Annotated in this window: 17 protein-coding genes; 6 read left to right on the top strand and 11 right to left on the bottom strand. The window is 72.1% G+C overall.

The window, feature by feature from the left end; genetic code table 11:
- Position 1: 1 nt before the first annotated feature.
- Genes AC1RNL_RS01565 through cmtR form a run of 3 tightly spaced genes read right to left on the bottom strand, consistent with a single transcriptional unit; the run spans position 2 to position 1734 of the window.
- The gene (locus tag AC1RNL_RS01565) at positions 2-688 is read right to left on the bottom strand and encodes a DsbA family protein (protein WP_128188758.1); all 687 of its coding nucleotides are present in this window, start codon (positions 686-688) and stop codon (positions 2-4) included.
- A gap of 9 nt (positions 689-697) precedes the next feature.
- Complete coding sequence (locus tag AC1RNL_RS01570; protein ID WP_400531690.1) at positions 698-1417, bottom strand: cation efflux transmembrane domain-containing protein; 720 nt, start codon at positions 1415-1417, stop codon at positions 698-700.
- Positions 1381-1734, bottom strand: a complete 354-nt coding sequence (gene cmtR, locus AC1RNL_RS01575) for a Cd(II)/Pb(II)-sensing metalloregulatory transcriptional regulator CmtR (protein ID WP_400531796.1) — start codon at positions 1732-1734, stop codon at positions 1381-1383. The genes AC1RNL_RS01570 and cmtR overlap by 37 nt, the downstream gene beginning before the upstream one ends.
- 261 nt (positions 1735-1995) lie before the next feature.
- Here cmtR and AC1RNL_RS01580 point away from each other — a divergent pair, with 261 nt between their 5' ends.
- Together AC1RNL_RS01580 and AC1RNL_RS01585 are read left to right on the top strand one after the other, a co-directional pair.
- Positions 1996-2955: a cytochrome c oxidase assembly protein gene (locus AC1RNL_RS01580; RefSeq protein WP_400531688.1), complete on the top strand. Its 960-nt coding sequence runs from the start codon at positions 1996-1998 to the stop codon at positions 2953-2955.
- 738 nt (positions 2956-3693) lie between these two features.
- Entirely contained in the window at positions 3694-4347 is a 654-nt protein-coding gene (locus tag AC1RNL_RS01585) for a M23 family metallopeptidase (protein ID WP_164877049.1), read from the top strand.
- Between the two features lie 87 nt (positions 4348-4434).
- On the opposite strand, the gene AC1RNL_RS01590 is transcribed toward AC1RNL_RS01585, so the two are convergent.
- The 3 genes from AC1RNL_RS01590 to AC1RNL_RS01600 all read right to left on the bottom strand — a co-directional run bounded on the left by AC1RNL_RS01590 (position 4435) and on the right by AC1RNL_RS01600 (position 7089).
- Positions 4435-5670 carry an Nramp family divalent metal transporter gene (locus tag AC1RNL_RS01590; RefSeq protein ID WP_492934271.1) on the bottom strand — a complete coding sequence of 412 codons (1236 nt, stop codon included), beginning with the start codon at positions 5668-5670 and terminating at the stop codon, positions 4435-4437.
- A 92-nt stretch (positions 5671-5762) separates the two neighbouring features.
- Positions 5763-6704, bottom strand: a complete 942-nt coding sequence (locus AC1RNL_RS01595; protein WP_492934226.1) for a cation diffusion facilitator family transporter — start codon at positions 6702-6704, stop codon at positions 5763-5765.
- Positions 6688-7089, bottom strand: a complete 402-nt coding sequence (locus AC1RNL_RS01600; protein WP_492934227.1) for an ArsR/SmtB family transcription factor — start codon at positions 7087-7089, stop codon at positions 6688-6690. Before AC1RNL_RS01600 ends, AC1RNL_RS01595 begins: the two co-directional genes overlap by 17 nt.
- Positions 7090-7252: 163 nt before the next feature.
- Between AC1RNL_RS01600 and AC1RNL_RS01605 the strand changes: the two genes are divergently transcribed.
- Positions 7253-8224 (top strand): arsenic resistance protein, encoded by a 972-nt coding sequence (locus AC1RNL_RS01605; RefSeq protein ID WP_492934228.1) that lies wholly within the window; start codon positions 7253-7255, stop codon positions 8222-8224.
- A 75-nt stretch (positions 8225-8299) separates the two neighbouring features.
- Here AC1RNL_RS01605 and AC1RNL_RS01610 read toward each other — a convergent pair whose 3' ends face one another.
- Both AC1RNL_RS01610 and AC1RNL_RS01615 read right to left on the bottom strand, forming a co-directional pair.
- Positions 8300-11212, bottom strand: coding sequence for a cell wall-binding repeat-containing protein (locus AC1RNL_RS01610; RefSeq protein ID WP_492934229.1), 2913 nt, complete (start codon positions 11210-11212; stop codon positions 8300-8302).
- A 189-nt stretch (positions 11213-11401) separates the two neighbouring features.
- Positions 11402-13882, bottom strand: coding sequence for an ATP-dependent Clp protease ATP-binding subunit (locus tag AC1RNL_RS01615; RefSeq protein ID WP_492934230.1), 2481 nt, complete (start codon positions 13880-13882; stop codon positions 11402-11404).
- A 177-nt stretch (positions 13883-14059) separates the two neighbouring features.
- On the opposite strand from AC1RNL_RS01615, the gene AC1RNL_RS01620 reads away from it, so the two are divergent.
- The 3 genes from AC1RNL_RS01620 to AC1RNL_RS01630 are packed head-to-tail and all read left to right on the top strand — an operon-like array spanning position 14060 to position 16183.
- On the top strand, positions 14060-14680 hold the full coding sequence (locus AC1RNL_RS01620) for a hypothetical protein (RefSeq protein WP_492934231.1): 621 nt from the start codon (positions 14060-14062) through the stop codon (positions 14678-14680).
- Positions 14680-14919 carry a helix-turn-helix domain-containing protein gene (locus AC1RNL_RS01625; protein WP_128188768.1) on the top strand — a complete coding sequence of 80 codons (240 nt, stop codon included), beginning with the start codon at positions 14680-14682 and terminating at the stop codon, positions 14917-14919. The genes AC1RNL_RS01620 and AC1RNL_RS01625 overlap by 1 nt, the downstream gene beginning before the upstream one ends.
- A 37-nt stretch (positions 14920-14956) precedes the next feature.
- Complete coding sequence (locus tag AC1RNL_RS01630) at positions 14957-16183, top strand: CPBP family intramembrane glutamic endopeptidase (RefSeq protein ID WP_492934232.1); 1227 nt, start codon at positions 14957-14959, stop codon at positions 16181-16183.
- 1 nt (position 16184) lies between these two features.
- Here the strand turns inward: AC1RNL_RS01630 and AC1RNL_RS01635 are convergent, their stop codons facing one another.
- From AC1RNL_RS01635 to panC, 3 genes are read right to left on the bottom strand one after another with little or no spacing between them, the layout of a single operon-like run.
- Positions 16185-16454, bottom strand: a complete 270-nt coding sequence (locus AC1RNL_RS01635; RefSeq protein WP_128188770.1) for a hypothetical protein — start codon at positions 16452-16454, stop codon at positions 16185-16187.
- 29 nt (positions 16455-16483) lie between these two features.
- On the bottom strand, positions 16484-18235 hold the full coding sequence (locus AC1RNL_RS01640; RefSeq protein WP_364194992.1) for a lysine--tRNA ligase: 1752 nt from the start codon (positions 18233-18235) through the stop codon (positions 16484-16486).
- 39 nt (positions 18236-18274) lie between these two features.
- Positions 18275-19135: a pantoate--beta-alanine ligase gene (gene panC, locus AC1RNL_RS01645; protein WP_246993277.1), complete on the bottom strand. Its 861-nt coding sequence runs from the start codon at positions 19133-19135 to the stop codon at positions 18275-18277.
- Positions 19136-19169: the final 34 nt, after the last annotated feature.

The raw sequence follows: 19169 nt of genomic DNA on the forward strand, positions 1-19169 counted from the left end.
CCTAGTCGCGGATCGCCGCCTGGATGGCCGTCTCGATGTCGCTCGCCTGGGTCAGCTCGAGTCGCTCCCCGTCGACGAAGATCGTCGGCGTGCGGTCGACGCCGAGCGCGATCCCGGCCTGGAAGTCCTGCTCGACGCGAGCCTCCGTCGCGGGGTCCGCGACCGCCTCGTCGTACGCAGCCATGTCCAGCCCCAGCTGCTCGGCGTACCCGCGGAATCGGGCGGCCTCGGACTCGCGGGCCTCACCCCATTCGGGCTGGGTCTCGAACATGCGCTGGTACATCGCCTCGAACTCGCCCTGCTGCGCGGCGGCCTCCACCGCGATCGCCGCGTTCCGCGAGTTGAAGTGCCCCGGCAGCGGGAAGTACCGGACCCCGAAGGTCGCCTCGCCGCCGTACTCCTCGCGGAGCGCTTCCATGGTGGGGTAGACGGCACCGCATGCCTCGCACTCGAAGTCGAGGAACTCCACCACCACAGGCGCGCCGGCGCCGGCATCGTCGAGCAGGTGCGTCGACGGATCCAGGACGGGCGGCGTTGCCGCAGCGGAGGCGGCAGGCGACGCCGGCCCGGCGCTCGTGTCTCTAGGCGCCCCGCTCTCCCATGGCCGCACGACGAGCAGCATCACCCCGATGAGGATGGCCGCGGCGGCGGCGATGATCGATGCCGCGATGACTGGACGGGTGCGCATCGCACCAGTCTACGGACGGGGCGGGACGCATGCCCCGTCGCACGCGTCCGCGCAGTCCTCGCCCTCGCCTCCGCGATCCGCTGGACCGCAGCACAGCTCGCCGCCCCACGCTTCCAGCCCCTCCCGCACGGCCAGTGCGGCGACCAGCAGCGCGGCGACGGGATCGGCCCACCACCAGCCGAGCAGCCAGCTCGCCAGCAGTCCGAGCAGCACGGCGGCCGACAAGTAGGTGCAGATCAGCAGCTGCTTCGCGTCCGCCTGCACGCTCCGCGAACCGAGCTCCTCGCCGGTGCGCAGCTCCGCGATCGCGAGCGCCGGCATGACGACGACGCTGAGCGCGGCGATCGCGACGCCGACAGGGCTGGGATCCGCCGCCTCCAGCGTGACCAGTGCCGCCACAGCATCGACTGAGACGTAGGCAGCGAGGGCGAAGAACGCGATCGCGACGATCCTCACCGTCGCGGCTTCCCATCGCTCCGGATCGCTGCGTGAGAACTGCCACGCCACGGCCACCGCCGAGCCGACCTCGACCACGGAATCGAGGCCGAAGCCGATGAGCGCCGCGGAGGACGCGACGGATCCCGCCCAGATCGCGACCGCCGCTTCGACGACGTTGTACGCGATGGCGACTCCGACGATCCACCGCACGCGTCGGCGGAGGCGCGCGCGGCGCTCCAGGGATGTGCCGGCGGTCACGCTGCTGCCCCGCAGCAGCCCTCGACCGGGCATCCGGCTCCCAGGCACGGGACGCCCTCGTCGACCCGCAGCGTCACGGCGAGCATCGCCTCGATCGCCTGGCTCAGGTGCGGGTCAGCGATCTCGTAGCGCACCTGCCGACCCTCCGTCTCGGAGACGACGATGCCGCAGCCTCGCAGGCACGCCAGGTGGTTCGAGACATTGGTGCGCGAGAGCCCGAGATCACGTGCCAGCGCGGCCGGGTAGCCGGGCCCCTCGATCAGTCGGAGGAGGATTCGCGCGCGCGTCGGGTCGCCCATGGCGCGCCCGAGCCGGCCCATCGCATCGAGTCGGTCGACAATGGTCAGCATGTGCTGACTATACATCGCAGAGTGACGCTTCATGACGCGCAGGCCGGTCGGCGTCGACGGACCGAGCGGGCTCGACGGTCCCACCGGCTATCATCGGTCCGTCGGCGGCACCAGCCCAGCCCAGCCGGACACCGACCGGCGGCCGACGCGACCCAGGAGCAGCACCATGCCAGAGCCGCGGGCCCGTGCGAACCACGCACGTCGCGCCCAGCGCCGACCGCGACAGGTCCGGCCGCGCCGGGTCGTCATCCTCCCCACGCCGTGAGCAGCTCCGACGCGGCGTGGTTGCCGCCCCCGAGCCTCGAGCAGTTCCTGCTCCCCGGCTCCACCGGTGCCCCGGTGCTCCCGGTGCTCGCGGCGATCATGGCCATCGCATACGCAGCGGGCGTCACGCGGCTGCGACGCCAGCGGCGACACTGGCCCCCGCTGCGCACTGCGTGGTTTCTGCTGGGCTGCGGCACGCTCGCTGCGGTCACCGGGACTCGGATCGACGCCTACGGGCAGCTGCTGTTCTCGGTGCTCATGTTCCAGCAGCTCGCGCTCATGATGGTGATCGCACCGCTGCTCGCTCTCGGCTCGCCCGGCACGCTGCTGCTGCGCGCGACGCCCCGCGACGGCGCCGGCCGCGCCGTGCTCAGGGTCGCCGTGTCCGGGCTGCGCTCGCGGGCAGCCCGCTTCGCGCTGCACCCGGCGCTCGTCATCCCCTTGATGCTGCTGTGCTTCTTCGGGCTGTACGTCGGCGGCGCGGCGGATGCGCTGCTGCAGGTCGATGCCGGACACATCCTGATGGAGGCGGCATTCCTGCTCGTGGGGCTCCTGATCACGGTGCCCCTGGTGTCCTCGGATCCGCTGCCGCGGCGACCCTCCTACCCGGGCCGGCTGCTCGACATCTTCCTCGAGATGCAGGTCCATGCCGCGTTCGGCCTGGTGATGCTGTTCTCGTCTGCGCCGTTCGTCCGCCACTTCGCGACGTCTGCGCCTGCGGAGTGGCGCGTCGACCCCGTGCACGATCAGGGCGTCGCCGGCGTGCTGGCATGGACGTTCGGAGAGCTGCCGCTCGTGACGATGCTGGTCGTGACGCTCGCGCGCTGGCAGCGCCGCGACCGGTCGCGAGCAGGAGCCCAGCAGCGCCGCGCCGATCAGGAGACAGAGGCGTACAACGCCTACCTCGCCCAGCTGCGGCAGCGCGACCTGCGCGGCGACGGGGACCCCGAGGCGTGACGCCACGACGACCGTCGTGACGCGACGGGCGGCACCATCGTCCGACGCTGCGACCCCTTGCGCTGTCGTTATCGTTCCGTTACCTTCGGGGTTGCGTGTGCGTCAGCGAGCGGTGCAGAGGACAGCACTCCGCACGCCCGCGCCCCGGTTCCGCTCGGAACCCTTCCGCTCAGGGCCTGCGGATGCCGCAGCCCTGCTCCACGACTCGACCCGAGGACAGCTTGCCGCGTGACGCTGGACGTTGACCGAGCATCCCGCTCGACCCCTGATGCGCCTCAGGCGCAGACCCGCAGGGCCGCCCGTGAGCGGGAGCGCGCGGCTGCCGCCATCGCGAGGACCGCTGCAGAGGCTCGGGCGGCGGCGCGCACGACCGTCATCGCGGGGTCTCCCCCGATCTACTCGAGCCGCCGCGCGCTCCGGGAAGCCGCGACGCGCTCGGCGGAGTCGCTCGAGGTCCGCGTGCCCGGCCCGACGTACGCGCCCCCGGTCGTCGCGGTGGACGCTCCCGCCCTCGGTGTGGGCGGCGCTCACGTGCCGATCGCCCGGCCCGCTCGATCCCCACGACCGGTCGGCGAGCGCCAGGCCCCGACTCGGCGCCCCGCTGCGGTGCGCGGCCGAGCTCGCAGCTTCGCACGGAAGGCCACCGCCGGCGCTGCGCTCGTGTTCATCGGCTCGCTCGTCGTGGTCACCTCCATGCCTGCGCAAGCGGTGCAGCCTCCCGGGGAGCTCGATCCCCAGGTGGCGCAGCTCGAGCCCGAGACGCAGTCGCTGGATCCGGTCGCCGCAGATGCCAGCACGGTCTTCGCCCGTGACGACATCGTGGTCAGGGACCCCCTCGAGAGCGCGCTGATGTCCGAGGGTGAGCGTGCGGCCCTCCAGGCTGTCGCCGACTCAGAGCCCGGCGGCTCCTACTACGGCGGCCGCCCCGCATTCCCCGCCACCTGGTCCATGATGGAGACCGACTACGTGCAGACGCCGTTCCCCCAGGTCACGCAGCTGCCGATCTCGAGCGGCTTCGGGTACAGGTCCGGCGGCTTCCACGGCGGCACCGACATCCCATTGGCCCCTGGACAGGAGATCCGTCCAGTCGCCAACGGCGTGGTGTCGGCGGTGTGGCAGGGCGACAACCCCGGGGGCGGCGGGTACGCCGTCTTCGTCGACCACAACATCGACGGCCAGTTCGTCCAGTCGTGGTACCCGCACATGCAGGCGGGGTCGATCCGCGTGGAGGTCGGCCAAGTCGTCGACATCTCGACCGTCCTCGGCGGGGTGGGCAGCACGGGCCGCTCGACCGGCCCGCACCTGCACCTCGAGATGAAGAACAGCGACTACGTGTCGTTCGACCCGCTCAGGTGGCTGCAGACCCGAGAGACGCGCCTCGAGGTCGGGTAGCGGCCGAAGGCCCCCGTGGCGCCGGCGTGACTCGTTCGACGCCGGCGACGCAGCGGCTACCGTGGCCTCCAGGCGCAGCAAGTCGGCTCACGCGCCCGTGAGCACGAGCCACAGCAGCACGGCGTTGAGCGCTGCGAGCGCTGCGGCCGCGACCCCGCCGGCGATCGTCGTCCAGATGCGGTTCACGTGCGGCCCCATGAGCCGGCGGTCGGCGGTCAGGCGCACGAGCGGGATGAGCGCGAAGGGGATGCCGAAGGAGAGCACCACCTGGCTCAGCACCAGGGCGAGCGTCGGATCGACGCCGAGCCACAGCACGACCAGCGCTGGGACGAGCGTGACCAGCCTGCGGGCGAGCAGCGGGACGCGGACGCGGAGCAGGCCCTGCATGATCTCCGCGCCTGCGTACGCGCCCACCGAGGTCGAGGCGAGCCCGGACGCCAGGAGCCCGATCGCGAACATCGTCGCCACGACCGGCCCGAGGGATGCGCCCAGCGCGGCGTGCGCGCCCTCCAGCGTGTCCGTCCCCTCGACGCCTGCGAGGTTCGCGGCGGCGAGCAGCATCATCGCGACGTTCACGCTGCCGGCGATCACCATCGCGACCGAGACGTCGATGCGCGTCGCCCGCAGCAGCCGCGGCGTGCTCAGCGCGCGCCGGTCGCGGAAGCGGTCGCGCGACAGGCTCGAGTGCGCGTAGATGGCGTGCGGCATGATTGTCGCGCCGAGGACGCTGACCGCGAGGAGCACGGAGCCGGAGCCCTCGAACCGAGGCACGAGCCCGGCCGCGATGCCGAGGGGGTCGGGCGGAGCGACGACGACTCCCCAGGTGAAGCCGAGCACGATCACGGCGAGCAGGCCGATCACCACGTGCTCGAACGCGCGCGGACCCCGCTGCGACTGCACCGCCAGCAGCACCAGCGAGACACCGCCGGTGATGAGCCCGCCGACGAGCAGCGGCACGTCGAACAGCAGCCAGAGCGCCACGGCGCCGCCGATCACCTCGGCGAGGTCGGTCGCCATCGCGACGCCCTCGGCCTGGATCCAGTAGGCGATCCGACCGGCCCGCGATCCGATGCGCTCGCCGCACAGCTCCGGGAGGCTCTTGCCTGTCACCACGCCGAGCTTCGCCGACAGGTACTGGATCAGCCAGGCGACGAGGTTCGCGCTCACCACGACCCAGATCAGCAGGTAGCCATGGCGTGCGCCCGCCGTGACGTTGGAGGCGACGTTGCCGGGATCGAGGTAGGCCACGCCGGCGACCAGCGCCGGCCCGAGCAGCATCAGCGCTCCGGGCGCAGGCCTCTTCCTCGTCGTCGCGGCGAACATCATTGCGCCATCGTAGACCTGATTTCGGCTTGCCGAATCATCTGCTTGCGGCATGCCGAGACACTCGCGCGACCGCGGCGTCCGGCACGGCCTCAGGGATGACGGACGGCGGCCGACTCCTGCTCGCTGATCCGCGATGTCTCCAGCTGGAACGTGGAGTGGTGCACCGAGACGGGGAAGTGCTCGGCGACGCATCGCTGGATGTCCTCGAGCACCTCGACCGCGTGCCCATCGGCGAAGCAGCTGTCGTCGACCACCACGTGGGCGCTGATCGTCGGGAGGCCCGTCGCGACGGTGGACGCATGCAGATCGTGCAGCTCCTCGACGTGGTCGAGCTCGAGGATGTGTCGGCGCACGTCGTCGAGGTCGAGGTCCTTCGGAGTGAACTCCATGAGGACGCCCGCGGTCTCCTTCATCAGGATGAGCGCTCGGGGCGCGATGAGCGCGGCGATGAACAGGCCCGCGATCGCGTCGGCCTGCTGGAATCCTGTCGTCCAGATGACGATCGCAGCGGCGATGACGCCGAGCGAGCCGAGCGCATCGTTCAGCACCTCGAGGAACGCCGCGCGCATGTTGAAGTTCGCGCCGCGGCCGGACGACAGCACCAGGATCGCGATGATGTTGACGACGAGTCCGATCACGCCGAACACCACCAGCTCGGATGCCGGGATCTCCGGGGGCTCGAACAGCCGACGGATGCCCTCGACGGCGGCATACATCCCTACGGCCAGCAGCAACGTGGCCTGGCCGAGCGCGGCGATCACCTCGATGCGACGGAAGCCCCAGGTGCGCCGTGATGTGGCCGGACGCCGCATGAGCGACGCGGCGATCAGCGCCACCAGGAGCCCCGCGGCGTCGGTGACGGCATGCGCCGTGTCGGTCAGGAGGGCGAGGCTGCCCGTCACGACCGAGCCGATCAGCTGGGCGACGACGATCGTCGCTGTCAGCGCGAACGCGATGCCCAGACGGACACGGAAGTCGCCGGTCGCCGCGGGGGCACCGTCGGTCGATCCATGGCTATGCCCGGCGGCCATCGGGATCCTCCTCCCCGGTGGCGCCCGCGACCACTGCTGCGTGCGCGCTGAAATGCGAGCAGGGCCGCTGCTGCCCGCCGGCCGCCTCGAGCAGTCGCTCCGCCGCCGCGGCCAGGCGCTCGAGATCCTCCGGATGCGCCAGCGCGTACCAGGTCGCCCGCCCGTCGGCCCGGGCGTTGACGAGCCCGCAGTCGGTGAGGAAGGCCATGTGCTTGCTCACCGTCGACTGCGCGAGCCCCAGATGGCCCACCAGATCGCGCACCCGGTGCTCGCCCGTCGACAGGTGCTGGAGCACGCGCAGTCGCGAGGGCTCCGCGAGCGCTTGGAACAGGTGCGCGAACGCCGTCGTCATCCCGAAATCGGCGTCGCCGCGCTCGAGTATCATCGTCATGCAGCGATGCTAGCCCCGTCCGCGCTCTCGTCGCCACCCGTGCCGGCGCATCCGCAGCCCGGTTCGGCTCGGGGCAATAGCGTGGAGGCATGAGCGATGAGTTGACGGGCAGGTCGAGACCGGTCGCGGCCCGCGTGCGGCTCGTTCCCCGCCGCGGATGACGCTCCGCTTCCTCCGGGCCCTGGACCGGCACCAGGTGCCGCTCTACATCGCCGCGATCGCGGCTGGGGGCGGGCTGGGACTCCTCGCACCCCGCGCTGCCCCGGCTCTCGAGCGGGCGATCGAGCCCGCGCTGATGCTCCTGCTGTTCGCGACGTTCCTCGGCGTGCCGATGACCCAGCTCGGTCGAGCGCTGCGCGACGTGCGATTCCTCGCGACCGTGCTCACGGCGAACTTCGCGCTGCTGCCGCTGCTGGCGTGGGGCCTGTCGCTGCTGGTCGCCGACGACCGGGGCCTCCTCCTCGGCGTGCTGCTCGTGCTGCTCGCGCCCTGTGTCGACTACGTGGTCGTCTTCGCTGGCCTCGCGGGCGGTGCGGGTCCGCGCCTGCTGGCGGCGACGCCATTCCTCATGCTCGCGCAGGTGCTCCTCCTGCCGGTCTACATCGCGCTCTTCGCAGGAGCCGAGCTGCTCGGCGTGATCGAGCCGGCGCCGTTCGTCGAGGCGTTCGTGCTGCTCATCGCCATCCCGCTCGCGGCGGCCGCGACCGTCCAGTCGCTCGCCCGGAAGCATCCCGCCGCGGGCGCGATCACGACCGCGATGGCGGATGCGACACCACCGCTCATGATGCTCGCACTCGCCGTGGTCGTCGGCTCGCAGGTCGCCGCGGTCGGGTCGCAGCTCCAGGTGCTCATGCGTGTCGTGCCCCTCTTCGTGGCGTTCGCGGGCGTCGCGGCGGCACTCGGCGTGCTCGTGAGCCGCATCGCCAGGCTCGACGCGGCCGGCGAGCGGGCAGTCATCTTCTCGCTCGCGACCAGGAACTCGCTCGTCGTGCTGCCCTTGGCGCTCGCCCTCCCGCCGGCAATGGCGATCGCGCCGCTCGCGGTCGTGACGCAGACCCTCGTGGAGCTCGTCGTGATGGTCGTGCTCGTGCGCGTCGTCCCGCACGTGACGCCAGCGCGAAGCGCCTGACCGCGGGCGGCCCGGGACGGCCAGCGCGGCGTGAGGGGCGGGACCGAAGCCCCGCCCCTCACGCCGATCACGCGACTACGAGCACGACGTCAGCGCCGCCACCTCTGCGCTCAGCGACGGCTCGCCGCCGACGAGCGTGAGCGTCGGCATCTGCAGCCGCTCGAGCTCGTCGAGGATGCGCTGCGGCACGCAGTCGGTGCGCGTGATCAGCAGCGGGGCGCCCTGCGCGCCGGCCGCCGCGCCGCCCGCGAGGGCGTCGGGGAAGACCAGGCCGGATGCCAGGTAGGCCCGCTCGACCGGGGCGTCGAACGCCGAGGCCGTGATGATGGCGCTCGTGGCGTAGCGGTCGGAGCCGCCGAGGCGGTTGACCGTGAAGCCAGCGTCGACGAAGTCGCCCGCGATCGACGACGGGACGGCCTCGGCCGAGCCCGCGATGCGGATGCGGTCGGCGCCGAGCTCGTCGAGCAGCGCGGTCGTGGCCTCGGGCACCTCGGTGCTCGTGCTCACGAGCAGCAGCGGCCAGTCGAGGTGACCGGCGGCGGCACCGGCCGACAGGCCGTCCGGGAACCGCGTGCCGGCGGCGACGTACGCGCCCTCAGCACCCTCGAAGGCGTACTCGGCGACCAGGCGGCTCGTGTGGTACCGGTCGGAGCCGCCGAGGCGGTCGACCTGCTCCACCGACGCGATCGCGGCGATCTGCGCCTCCGTCTCCGCGCTGATCGACGGCTCGCCGCCGACGATCACGACGCGAGCGGCGCCGAGGCGCTCGATCTCGTCGAGCACGACCTCAGGGGCCTCGGTGAGGCGCGTCAGCAGCACCGGTCCGCCCTCGTGCGCGGCGGCCGGGCCGGCCGTCAGCGCGTCGGGGAAGAGCTGGCCGCTCGCGACGTAGACGACCGGAGCGCCGCCGGGGTAGGCGTCCTGCGACACCTGCACGGCCGTCTCGTAGCGGTTGACCCCGTCGAGGCGCTCGGTGGTGAGCGCGATCGGCATCGAGAACGGCACCGCGGTGCCCGAGGCCGTGCGCAGCTCGAAGCGGTCGCCCGCGACGGGCAGCGGCGCCTCGAACTCGACGGTCGCCGAGTCGTCGACCACCGGGAACGTGCCGAGCAGCTCGTCGCCGTAGTGCAGCTCGAGCTCGGTGCTGACCGGCGTGCCGAGCGACGTCAGGTCGATCTCGTTCACCGTGAGCGACACGGGAGCGCCGATCGCGACGGGCGCGGTGGGCAGGCCGACGACCTCGAGCTGGCGGCGCGAGAAGTCGGGCGAGATCGGCGACTGCGCCTCGATGTACGCGGCGAACGCCTCGGAGTCGACGAGACCCGAGTCGCGGTCGTCCGTGCCGGCGATCAGGCCGCGGAAGTTGTCGCCGCCGGAGAGCAGGAAGCTGGGCACCGCGACGCGGTACGTGTCGTCGGCGGCCACCTCGGCGCCGTCGACCCAGATGCCGGTGATGCGCGAGCCCTCGGCGAGCGTCGAGTCGTAGGTGTACTCGACGTTGTCGCTGAGCCCCAGCTGCAGGTAGGCGCGCGAGGGCACCTCGCCCGCGGCGTTCCGCTGCCACTGCTGCTCGAGCACGACGCGCAGCTGCTCGCCGGTGAGGGTCGTGGTCCACAGGTTGTTCGCGAAGGGCAGCACGGCGGCGGCCTCGCCGACCGTCACGATGCCGTCCTCGGTCTCGCCCTCGCCGGCCTCGTAGAGGAGCTCGGCGCGCAGACCGCCCGGGTTGGTGATGCCGATCTCGGCGCCGCCGCGGTTCTCGGGCGCGAGCTGGTCGCGCAGCATGTTGGCCACGAGCGTGCCCATGGTGGATGCGCTGCCGCGGTCGTCGCGCTCGTCGCCCGTGAAGGCGGTGGTGATGTCGCCGGTGATCTCGCCGAGCGGCTCCTGGCCGATGACGGCCGCCTGCTCGAGCGCTGCCTCGGTGATCTCGGCCACGGCCGCGACGCGCGGGTAGGTCGCGATCAGCTCGTCCTGCGGCGTCTGCGTGCGCGGCACGATGCGGGCCAGGTCGAAGCTGGCGACGCTCGTGGCCGGGTCGACAGTCGCGACGAGCTGGCCGAGCTGCGCTCCGTAGGACGACGTCTGGATGATCGGGCGCACGTCCTGCTCGCTGCCGTCCGGAGCGGGCGCGAGCCACGAGTAGGACTGGTGCGTGTGGCCGTTGAAGATCGCGTCGACCTCGGGGGCGGTGTCCTCGACGATCGCGCGGAACGCGTCGCTGTCGGCCATCGCGGCGGTGAGCGCCGCGGCCTGCTCCTCCTGCGGAGCGTTCGGGGCGAGGGTCGCCTGCGCGCCCTCGTGGTACTCGGCGACGATGAGGTCGGCCTCGCCGTTGGTGGCGTCGCCGTCGGAGAGCTGGGCGGCGACCGCGTTGACCGCGGCGACGGGGTCGCCGAACTCGACCCCGGCGATGCCGGACGGGTCGACGAGCGAGGGGGTCTCCTCGGTGACGGCGCCGATGACGGCCACGGTGACGGCGTCGTCGCCCTCGCCGACGGAGAAGGTGGCGTAGGAATCGCCGATCGGCGCACCGTCGCGCGTCGCGTTGGCGGCCAGGATCGGGAAGTCGGCCCGCTCGTCGACGCGGCCCTGCAGGTCGTCGATGCCGCGGTCGAACTCGTGGTTGCCCGCGGCGGATGCCTCGAGCTCGAGCGCGTTCAGCACGTCGATCGTGGGGGCGTCCTGCTGCACGGCCGAGGCGTAGAGCGACGCGCCGATGCTGTCGCCGCCCGAGATGACGAGCGAGTTCGCGTCGCCCTGCTCAGCCCGCAGCTGCTCGACGGTGCCGGCGAAGCTCACCGTGTTGCTGTCGATGCGGCCGTGGAAGTCGTTGAAGTGGATGAGGTTGACGACGGTGCCGTGCGCGTCGGCCGGGGTGTCGCCCCCGCCGTCCGTCGCGAGCGCCGCGGACGGGGCGACGAGCAGCCCGAGTCCGACCGCGCAGGCGGCGCCGGCCGCCAGGTTGCGCTTGAAGTGGTTGTTCACTGTGGTTCTCCGTTGCAGGGGATGTGAGGCGCGCGAGGCACGCCACTCGCGAGCCTATGAAGTTCTCTCGCGAACCGCGAGGGTTGATCGCGTCCCCCTGGTGAACATCCGGTAACGGTCCGAGCACGACGAAGAGGGAGGGGACCCGACCGGGTCCCCTCCCTCTTCGTGCGGCTCGCCGCGCCGTCGTCAGGCGTCGGCGGGCGCCAGCTCCGGCTCGTGCGGCTCCGGCGACGTGTGGGTGAAGACGAACTCGTCGTCGACGAAGTCGACCGTGACGTGCTCGCCCGAGCCCAGCTCGCCGTGCAGGATCCGCTCGCTCAGCGCGTCCTCGATCTCGTGCTGCACCGCTCGACGCAGCGGCCGGGCGCCGAGCGCCGGGTCGTGGCCGATGTGGATGAGGCGGCGCTTGGCTGCCTCGGTCAGCTCGATCGTCATGTCGCGGTCGAGCAGTCGCTCCTGCAGCCGCTTGATGAACAGGTCGACGATCTGCAGCAGCTCCTCGGGGTTGAGCTGCGGGAAGACGATCGTCTCGTCCACGCGGTTGAGGAACTCGGGCTTGAAGTTCTTCTTGAGCTCCTCGCGGACCTTCGCGCGCATCCGGTCGTAGTCGTTCTCGCTCGAGCCCTCGAGCACGAACCCGACGGGACCGCCGGAGATGTCCTTGGTGCCGAGGTTGGTGGTCATGATGATGACGGTGTTCTTGAAGTCGACGACCCGGCCCTGGCCGTCGGTGAGACGACCCTCCTCGAGGATCTGCAGCAGCGAGTTGAAGATGTCGACGTGCGCCTTCTCGATCTCGTCGAAGAGCACGACGGAGAACGGCTTGCGCCGCACCTTCTCGGTGAGCTGGCCGCCCTCCTCGAAGCCCACGAACCCGGGAGGGGCGCCGAAGAGCCGCGAGACGGTGTGCTTCTCGCTGAACTCGGACATGTCGAGCGAGATCAGCGCGTCCTGGTCGTCGAAGAGGAACTCGGCGAGCGCCTTCGCCAGCTCGGTCTTGCCGACGCCCGTGGGCCCGGCGAAGATGAACGAGCCGGAGGGGCGGCGGGGGTCCTTGAGGCCCGCGCGCTGCCGGCGGATGGTCTTGGCGAGCACGCTGATCGCCTCGTCCTGGCCGATGACGCGCTGGTGCAGCGCCTTCTCCATGAAGATGAGCCGCGCCGACTCCTCCTCGGTGAGCTTGAACACCGGGATGCCGGTCGCGTTCGCGAGCACCTCGGCGATCACGCCCTCGTCGAGCACGCCCGTGGGGCCGCCGTTGCCGGAGCGCCACTGCTTCTCGGTGCGGAGCCGCTCGCCGAGCAGCTCCTTCTCCTCGTCGCGCAGGCGCGCCGCGGCCTCGAAGTCCTGGCCCTCGATCGCGGCCTCCTTGCGCGTGCGCACGTCGGAGATGCGGTCGTCGAACTCGCGCAGCTCGGGCGGGGCCGAGAGGATCGACAGGCGCAGCCGGGCGCCGCCCTCGTCGATCAGGTCGATCGCCTTGTCGGGCAGGAAGCGGTCCTGCACGTAGCGGTCGGCGAGGTTGGCCGCGGCGACGAGCGCGCCGTCGGTGATCGTCACCTTGTGGTGCGACTCGTAGCGGTCGCGCAGGCCCTTGAGGATGTTGATCGTGTGGGCGACCGACGGCTCGTTGACCTGGATCGGCTGGAAGCGGCGCTCGAGCGCGGCGTCCTTCTCGAAGTGCTTGCGGTACTCGTCGAGCGTCGTCGCGCCGATCGTCTGCAGCTCGCCGCGGGCGAGCAGCGGCTTCAGGATGTTGGCCGCGTCGATCGCGCCCTCGGCCGCGCCGGCGCCGACGAGCGTGTGGATCTCGTCGATGAAGGTGATGATGTCGCCGCGGGTGCGGATCTCCTTCGTCACCTTCTTGAGGCGCTCCTCGAAGTCGCCGCGGTAGCGGCTGCCCGCGATGAGCGAGCCGAGGTCGAGCGTGTAGACCTGCTTGTCCTTGAGCGTCTCGGGCACCTCGCCCTTGACGATCGCCTGCGCGAGCCCCTCGACGACGGCGGTCTTGCCCACGCCGGGCTCGCCGATCAGCACGGGGTTGTTCTTCGAGCGGCGCGAGAGGATCTGCATGACCCGCTCGATCTCCTTCTCGCGGCCGATGACGGGGTCGAGCTTGCCGTCGCGCGCGGCCTGCGTGAGGTTGCGGCCGAACTGGTCGAGGATCTGCGATCCCTTGGCGTCGGTCTGCTGCGTCTGGTCGCCGCCGACCGTCGTCGACTCCTTGCCCTGGTACCCCGCGAGCAGTTGGTTGACGGTCTGCCGCACCCGGTTGAGGTCGGCGCCCAGCTTGACGAGCACCTGCGCGGCGACGCCCTCGCCCTCGCGGATGAGGCCGAGCAGCACGTGCTCGGTGCCGATGTAGTTGTGGCCGAGCTGCAGCGCCTCGCGCAGGCTCAGCTCGAGCACCTTCTTGGCGCGCGGCGTGAACGGGATGTGCCCGGTGGTCTGCTGGCTGCCGGTGCCGATCATGTCCTGCACCTGCGCACGGACGGCGTCGAGCGAGATGCCGAGCTGCTCCAGCGCCTTCGCGGCGACCCCGTCGCCCTCGTGGATGAGGCCGAGCAGGATGTGCTCCGTGCCGATGTAGTTGTGGTTGAGCAGCTTCGCCTCTTCCTGAGCGAGCACCACGACTCGGCGAGCGCGGTCTGTGAACCTCTCGAACATCGCTGCCTCCCTTCCTTGAGATTCGAGCGTAGCCGCGCGGGTTCGCGGACACGGCCGTGTTCGCTGTCGGCGGCACGGGGCGGACGCCCGTAGCGCTCGAGCGCGCAATGCGCTTGACGCGCGTATCGGTCATCGATAACTTATCGACATTCGATACGCTGAACGAAGGAGTTCGCGATGACCGCACAGACCGCCAGAGTCCTCTCCCGCACCGATCGCGCCGTGCTGCGGCTCGTGCAGATCGCGGCGTGGATCGGTGCGGCGATCACGGCCGTGACGACCGTCCTGAACGCCACGCTCCCGCTCCTCCAAGGCATGGGGGCGGCGCCGCTGCTCGTGCAGCCCGAGCTGCCGGAGCCGCCGGCCGGGCCGACGGAGGGCATCGCCGTCGTGAGCACCCAGTCGCTCGACACGGTCGTCTTCCTCACCGGCCAGCCGACGCACCTCACCCTCGCCATGGTTGCCGCGCTCGTCGCGCGATCGGCCGGCGTCGCGCTCGTGCTCGTCGGCATCGCCATGCTCGCCGGCCGCCTGCTGCGCGGACGCGCATTCCTCCAGGCTGCGCAGCTGCCGCTCGCGCTCGTGCTCATCGGCGCCGCCGCCGGGCCGATCGTGGCGGATGCGCTCGAGGGCTGGGTGAGCATGGGCACGTGGCAGGCGATGGGCACCCCGGCCGGATACGGCGCGGTCGCGGCGTTCAACCCCGCGGCCATCTTCTTCGGCCTCGTCGTCGCGGTGCTGATGACGGTGTTCCGCGTCGCCGACCGCGCCGAGCGGGACGCCGACGGTCTCGTCTAGTGCCGGCCGAGGAGGACCTCTCGCGGCTGCACTGCCGGCTCGACGAGCTGCTCGAGTCCCGCGGCATGACGCTCACCGCGCTCGCCGAGGCGGTGGGCGTCAGCCTCGTCAACCTCTCGGTGCTGAAGAACGACCGTGCCCGGGCCATCCGCTTCTCCACCCTCATCGCGCTGTGCGATGCGCTCGAGTGCCAGCCCGGTGACCTCTTCACGGTCGGCGCTCACGGAACGCAGGGGTGACATCGGTAGCCTCTGAGGGACGACGACGAGGAGCACGGTGACCGATCAGTCCGCGCAGCCCTGGAGCGCGCCGCCCGGCCAGCCCCAGCACGGGCAGCCGCAGCACGGCCAGCCCCAGTACGGGCAACCGCAGCACGGCCAGCCCCAGTACGGGCAACCGCAGTACGGCCAGCCGCCGTACGGGCAGCCCCAGTACGGCCAGCCGCCGTACGGCGCGGCGCCGCTCCCCTCCGGCCAGCCGTGGCAGCCGCCCGCGCCCACGCGGCCCGCGCTGCTGCCGGCGGCGCTCCCGATGCGCGGGCAGGCGTTCGTCGGCGCCTTCCGGCCGCTGTCGAAGCGGGTGGGCCGCTGGTTCCTCGCCTGGGCGATCGCCATCGGCTTCTTCGCCGCGGGCCAGATCGTCGCGCTCGCCCTGCTGATGCCCGGCGTCGTCGACCTGTTCTCGCAGCTCGACCCCACGAGCGCGCCGACCGAGGAGGAGTTCCTGGACGGGCTCACGCAGCTGATCGGCTCACCGCTCGGCATGCTGGGCGTGAACCTCTCCTGGGCGGCGATGATCCCCGGCACGATCGTCGCGATGGCGGCGTTCGGCAAGGGCGCCGCCGGCTTCGCCTCGAGCGTCGTCGGCCGCTGGCGCTGGCGCGCGGTGGGCCGGTCGGCGATCGTGCTGCTGCCGATCTTCGCCGTCTACATCGGCATCTCGCTGTGGATGGACCCGTCGGTCGAGTGGCGGTGGAACCCCAACTGGGCGCTCGTCGCGATCGTGCTGCTGACCACGCCGCTCCAGGCGACGGGCGAGGAGTTCGCCTTCCGCGGGTTCCTGACCCAGATGCTCGGCGGCTGGATCCGCAATCAGTGGGTCGCGTCGATCGCGATGGGCGTGCTCACCGGGGCCGTCTTCGGCGCCGCCCACATGCATCCGTCGGTCTCGGCCACGCTGCAGCTCGCGCTCGTGGGCTTCACGTGCTCGATGCTCACCTTCCGCACCGGCGGCCTCGAGGCCGCGTCGGTGCTGCACACGGCCAACAACGTCTTCATCATGGTGCCGCTCGCGCTCACCGGCACGTCGGCATTCTCGGCGCAGCCCGTCGCGGGCGAGGACTGGCTGTCGTTCGGCGTCACCGCGCTGGCACTCGCGGTCGCCTACCTCGCGGTGCACTTCTTCCTCGCCAAGGAGCAGCGGTGGACGACCGGCACACCGGCGGCCGACCTGCTCGAGCCGCGGGCGCCGATCGCGGCGCCCGAGCCCGTCGGCGCGCGCTGAGCTAGGCGCGCGGCGGGGCGTCGGCCGGCGGCGTCGACGCGACCTGGGGCTGCGCGTCGCCCTCGGCCGCGGCATCGGCCGCCGCCAGGGGCCGCTCGCCCTTCGGCGGCAGGCCGGCCTTGGCGCGCTCCTCGGCCTCGATGCGGTCGTACTCGCGACGGGCCGTGCGATCGCCGCGGATGATCATCCGCAGCACCATCCAGAAGATGAGCCCGAGCATGATCGTCGGGATGAGCGAGAAGATCGCGTTCCCCCACCAGCTCTCAGGCATGCCCCCACCCTACCGCGCGCATCCGCCCCTCACGGGGTGAGCAGCGCGCGCACCCGCTCGCGACCGATCGCGAGCAGCAGCGTGGGGATGCGCGGACCCGTCTCGCGGCCGACCAGCAGCCGGTAGAGCAGGGCGAAGAAGGCGCGCTGCGCGGCCGAGAGCTCCTTGTCGCCCTTGACGATGGCGTCGGGCTCGAGCCCGCGCTGCACCTTCGCGACGCCGTACACCTGGTGGGTGAGCCCGTCGAGCGTCCACGCCTCCTCGAGCGGCGGCAGGCCCTGCCCGCCGTCGAGCAGCAGCGCGATCGCGTCGCGCTCGGTCTCGGTGAGCGCGAGCAGCGCCTCGCGGTCGGGGGCGTCGCGCACCGCCGTGTGCTCGTCGGCCGGCATGTGCGTGGCGACCCACGCCTCGACCTTGTCGAGGCGCGGCCGCAGCGGGTCGAGGTCGACGATCGGGTCGTCGGCGTCGAGGCCGCCCAGGATCCGCAGGATCTGGGCCTCGTCGCCGAAGGTGATGTCGACGACGGATGCGAGGGTGCGGTACGGCACGCGCCGCGGCGTCTCGGGCAGGCGCTCGTGCGCCGTCGAGACCGCGCGCTCGAGCGCGGCGAGCTCGGCCGGCTGGGCGGTGCCGGCGGCGGCCTTCCGCGCGAGCGCGTCCCACTCGTCGTAGGTGCGCTGCAGCTCGGAGCCGAAGGCGACGTCGAAGGACTGGTTCATGCGGCGGCGCGCGTAGAGCCAGCGCAGCACCGGCGCCTCCATCACCGCGAGCGCGTCGGCGGGCACGGGGGCGCCGCCGCGCGAGGACGACATCTTGGCGACGCCGCCGAAGCCGACGAAGGCGTACATCGGGCCGAGCGGGCGCTGCCAGCCGAACACCGGCGCGAGCTCGAGCCCCACCTGGAAGGACGAGCCGGGCGACTGGTGGTCGACGCCGGAGGGCTCGAAGACGACCCGCTCGTACGCCCAGCGCATGGGCCAGTCGACCTTCCAGACGAGCTTGCCGGAGCGGAACTCGCGCAGCAGCACCGTCTCGCGGTGCCCGCAGGTGCACGAGTACGTCATCTCGGTCGAGTCGTCGTCGTACGCCTCGATCGACGTGAGGTCCGTGCCGCAGCGCGTGCAGTAGGGCTTGTAGGGGTAGTACTCGCCGCCGCTCGAGCCGTCGTCCTCGGTCGCGGCGCCGGATCCGGCGTCGAGCGCCGCCTGGAGGGCCTCGTCCTCGTCCTTCGCCGCCGGCAGGGTGCGGAACTGCGCGAGGATCGCGTCGATCTCGCGACGGTGGCGCATCGCGTGCAGGATCTGCTCCGTGTAGGCGCCGGCCCGGTACTGCTCCGTCTGGCTGATGCCGCGGTAGCGCACGCCGGCCTCGGCGAACGACGCCTCGGCGGCGCTGCGGAAGTGCGCGGCCCACGAGTCGTGCTCGCTGCCGGGCGGGGCGGGCACGCTCGTGAGCGGCTTGCCGATGTGCTCGGCCCACGTCTCGTCGACGCCCTCGATGCCGGCCGGCACCTTGCGGAAGCGGTCGTAGTCGTCCCAGGAGATGATGTGATCGGTGTCGACGCCGCGCCGCTGCAGCTCGTCGACGACGAGGTGCGGGCTCATGACCTCGCGGAAGTTGCCGAGGTGGATGGGCCCGGAGGGCGAGATGCCGGATGCCGCGACCGGGCGCGTGCCGCGGCGCTCGGCCTCGGCGATCACCTCGTCGGCCAGGCGGGAGACCCAGTCGGCGCGCTCGTGCTCGGCAGTGCTGTCGTCAGGCGTCTCGGTCGTCTCGGTCACGACGTCCGATCCTACCGGCGGGCGCGCCGTGCCCGCCGGTCAGGCGATCGTGAAGACGGCGTTGTCGATGAGCCGCACCGCGCCGACGCGCGCCGCGACGAGCACCTGCACGGGACCGTGGTGCTCGGCCGGCGCGAGGCGGAACGTTGCCGGGTCGACGATCGCGAGGTAGTCGAGCTGCACGCCTGTGTCGGACTGGAAGACCGACTGCGCGGCGGCGAGCATCGCCTCGACGCCGCGGTCGGCGGCCGAGCCCGCCGCGGCCAGCGCGCGCGACAGCGCCAGCGCATCCGCCCGCTCCCCCGGCCGCAGCATGCGGTTGCGGCTCGAGAGCGCCAGCCCGTCGGGCTCGCGCACGGTGGGCACGCCCACCACCTCGACGGGCAGGTTCAGGTCGCGCACCATGCGCCGCACGAGGAACAGCTGCTGCGCATCCTTCTCGCCGAAGAGCGCCACGTCGGGGCCGACGATCGACAGCAGCTTCGTGACGACGGTCAGCACGCCGTCGTAGTGGCCCGGCCGGCTCCGGCCCTCCAGCACCATGCCGAGGTGGCCGGCGGTGACGAGCGTCTCGCTGCGGCCGCCCTCCGGGTACATCTCGTCGACCGTCGGCATGAAGACCGCGGCGACCCCGAGCTCGGCGAGCGCCGCGGTGTCGGCGTCGGGCGTGCGGGGGTAGCGGTCGAGATCCTCGTGCGGCCCGAACTGCATCGGGTTGACGAACACGGAGGCGATCACGAGGTCGGCGCGCTCGAGGCCGGTGCGCACGAGCTCGGCGTGGCCCTCGTGCAGCGCGCCCATGGTCGGCACGAGCGCGATGCGCCGCCCGTCGGCGCGGGCATCGCGCACGAGCGCGCGCACCGCGTCGATGGTGGTCAGGGTCTGGATGGGCTCGGGCACCTGGCCAGCCTAGGCGCGCGGGCGCTCAGGGCCG

Source organism: Agrococcus sp. GW821-FHT14H11, assembly GCF_058803545.1.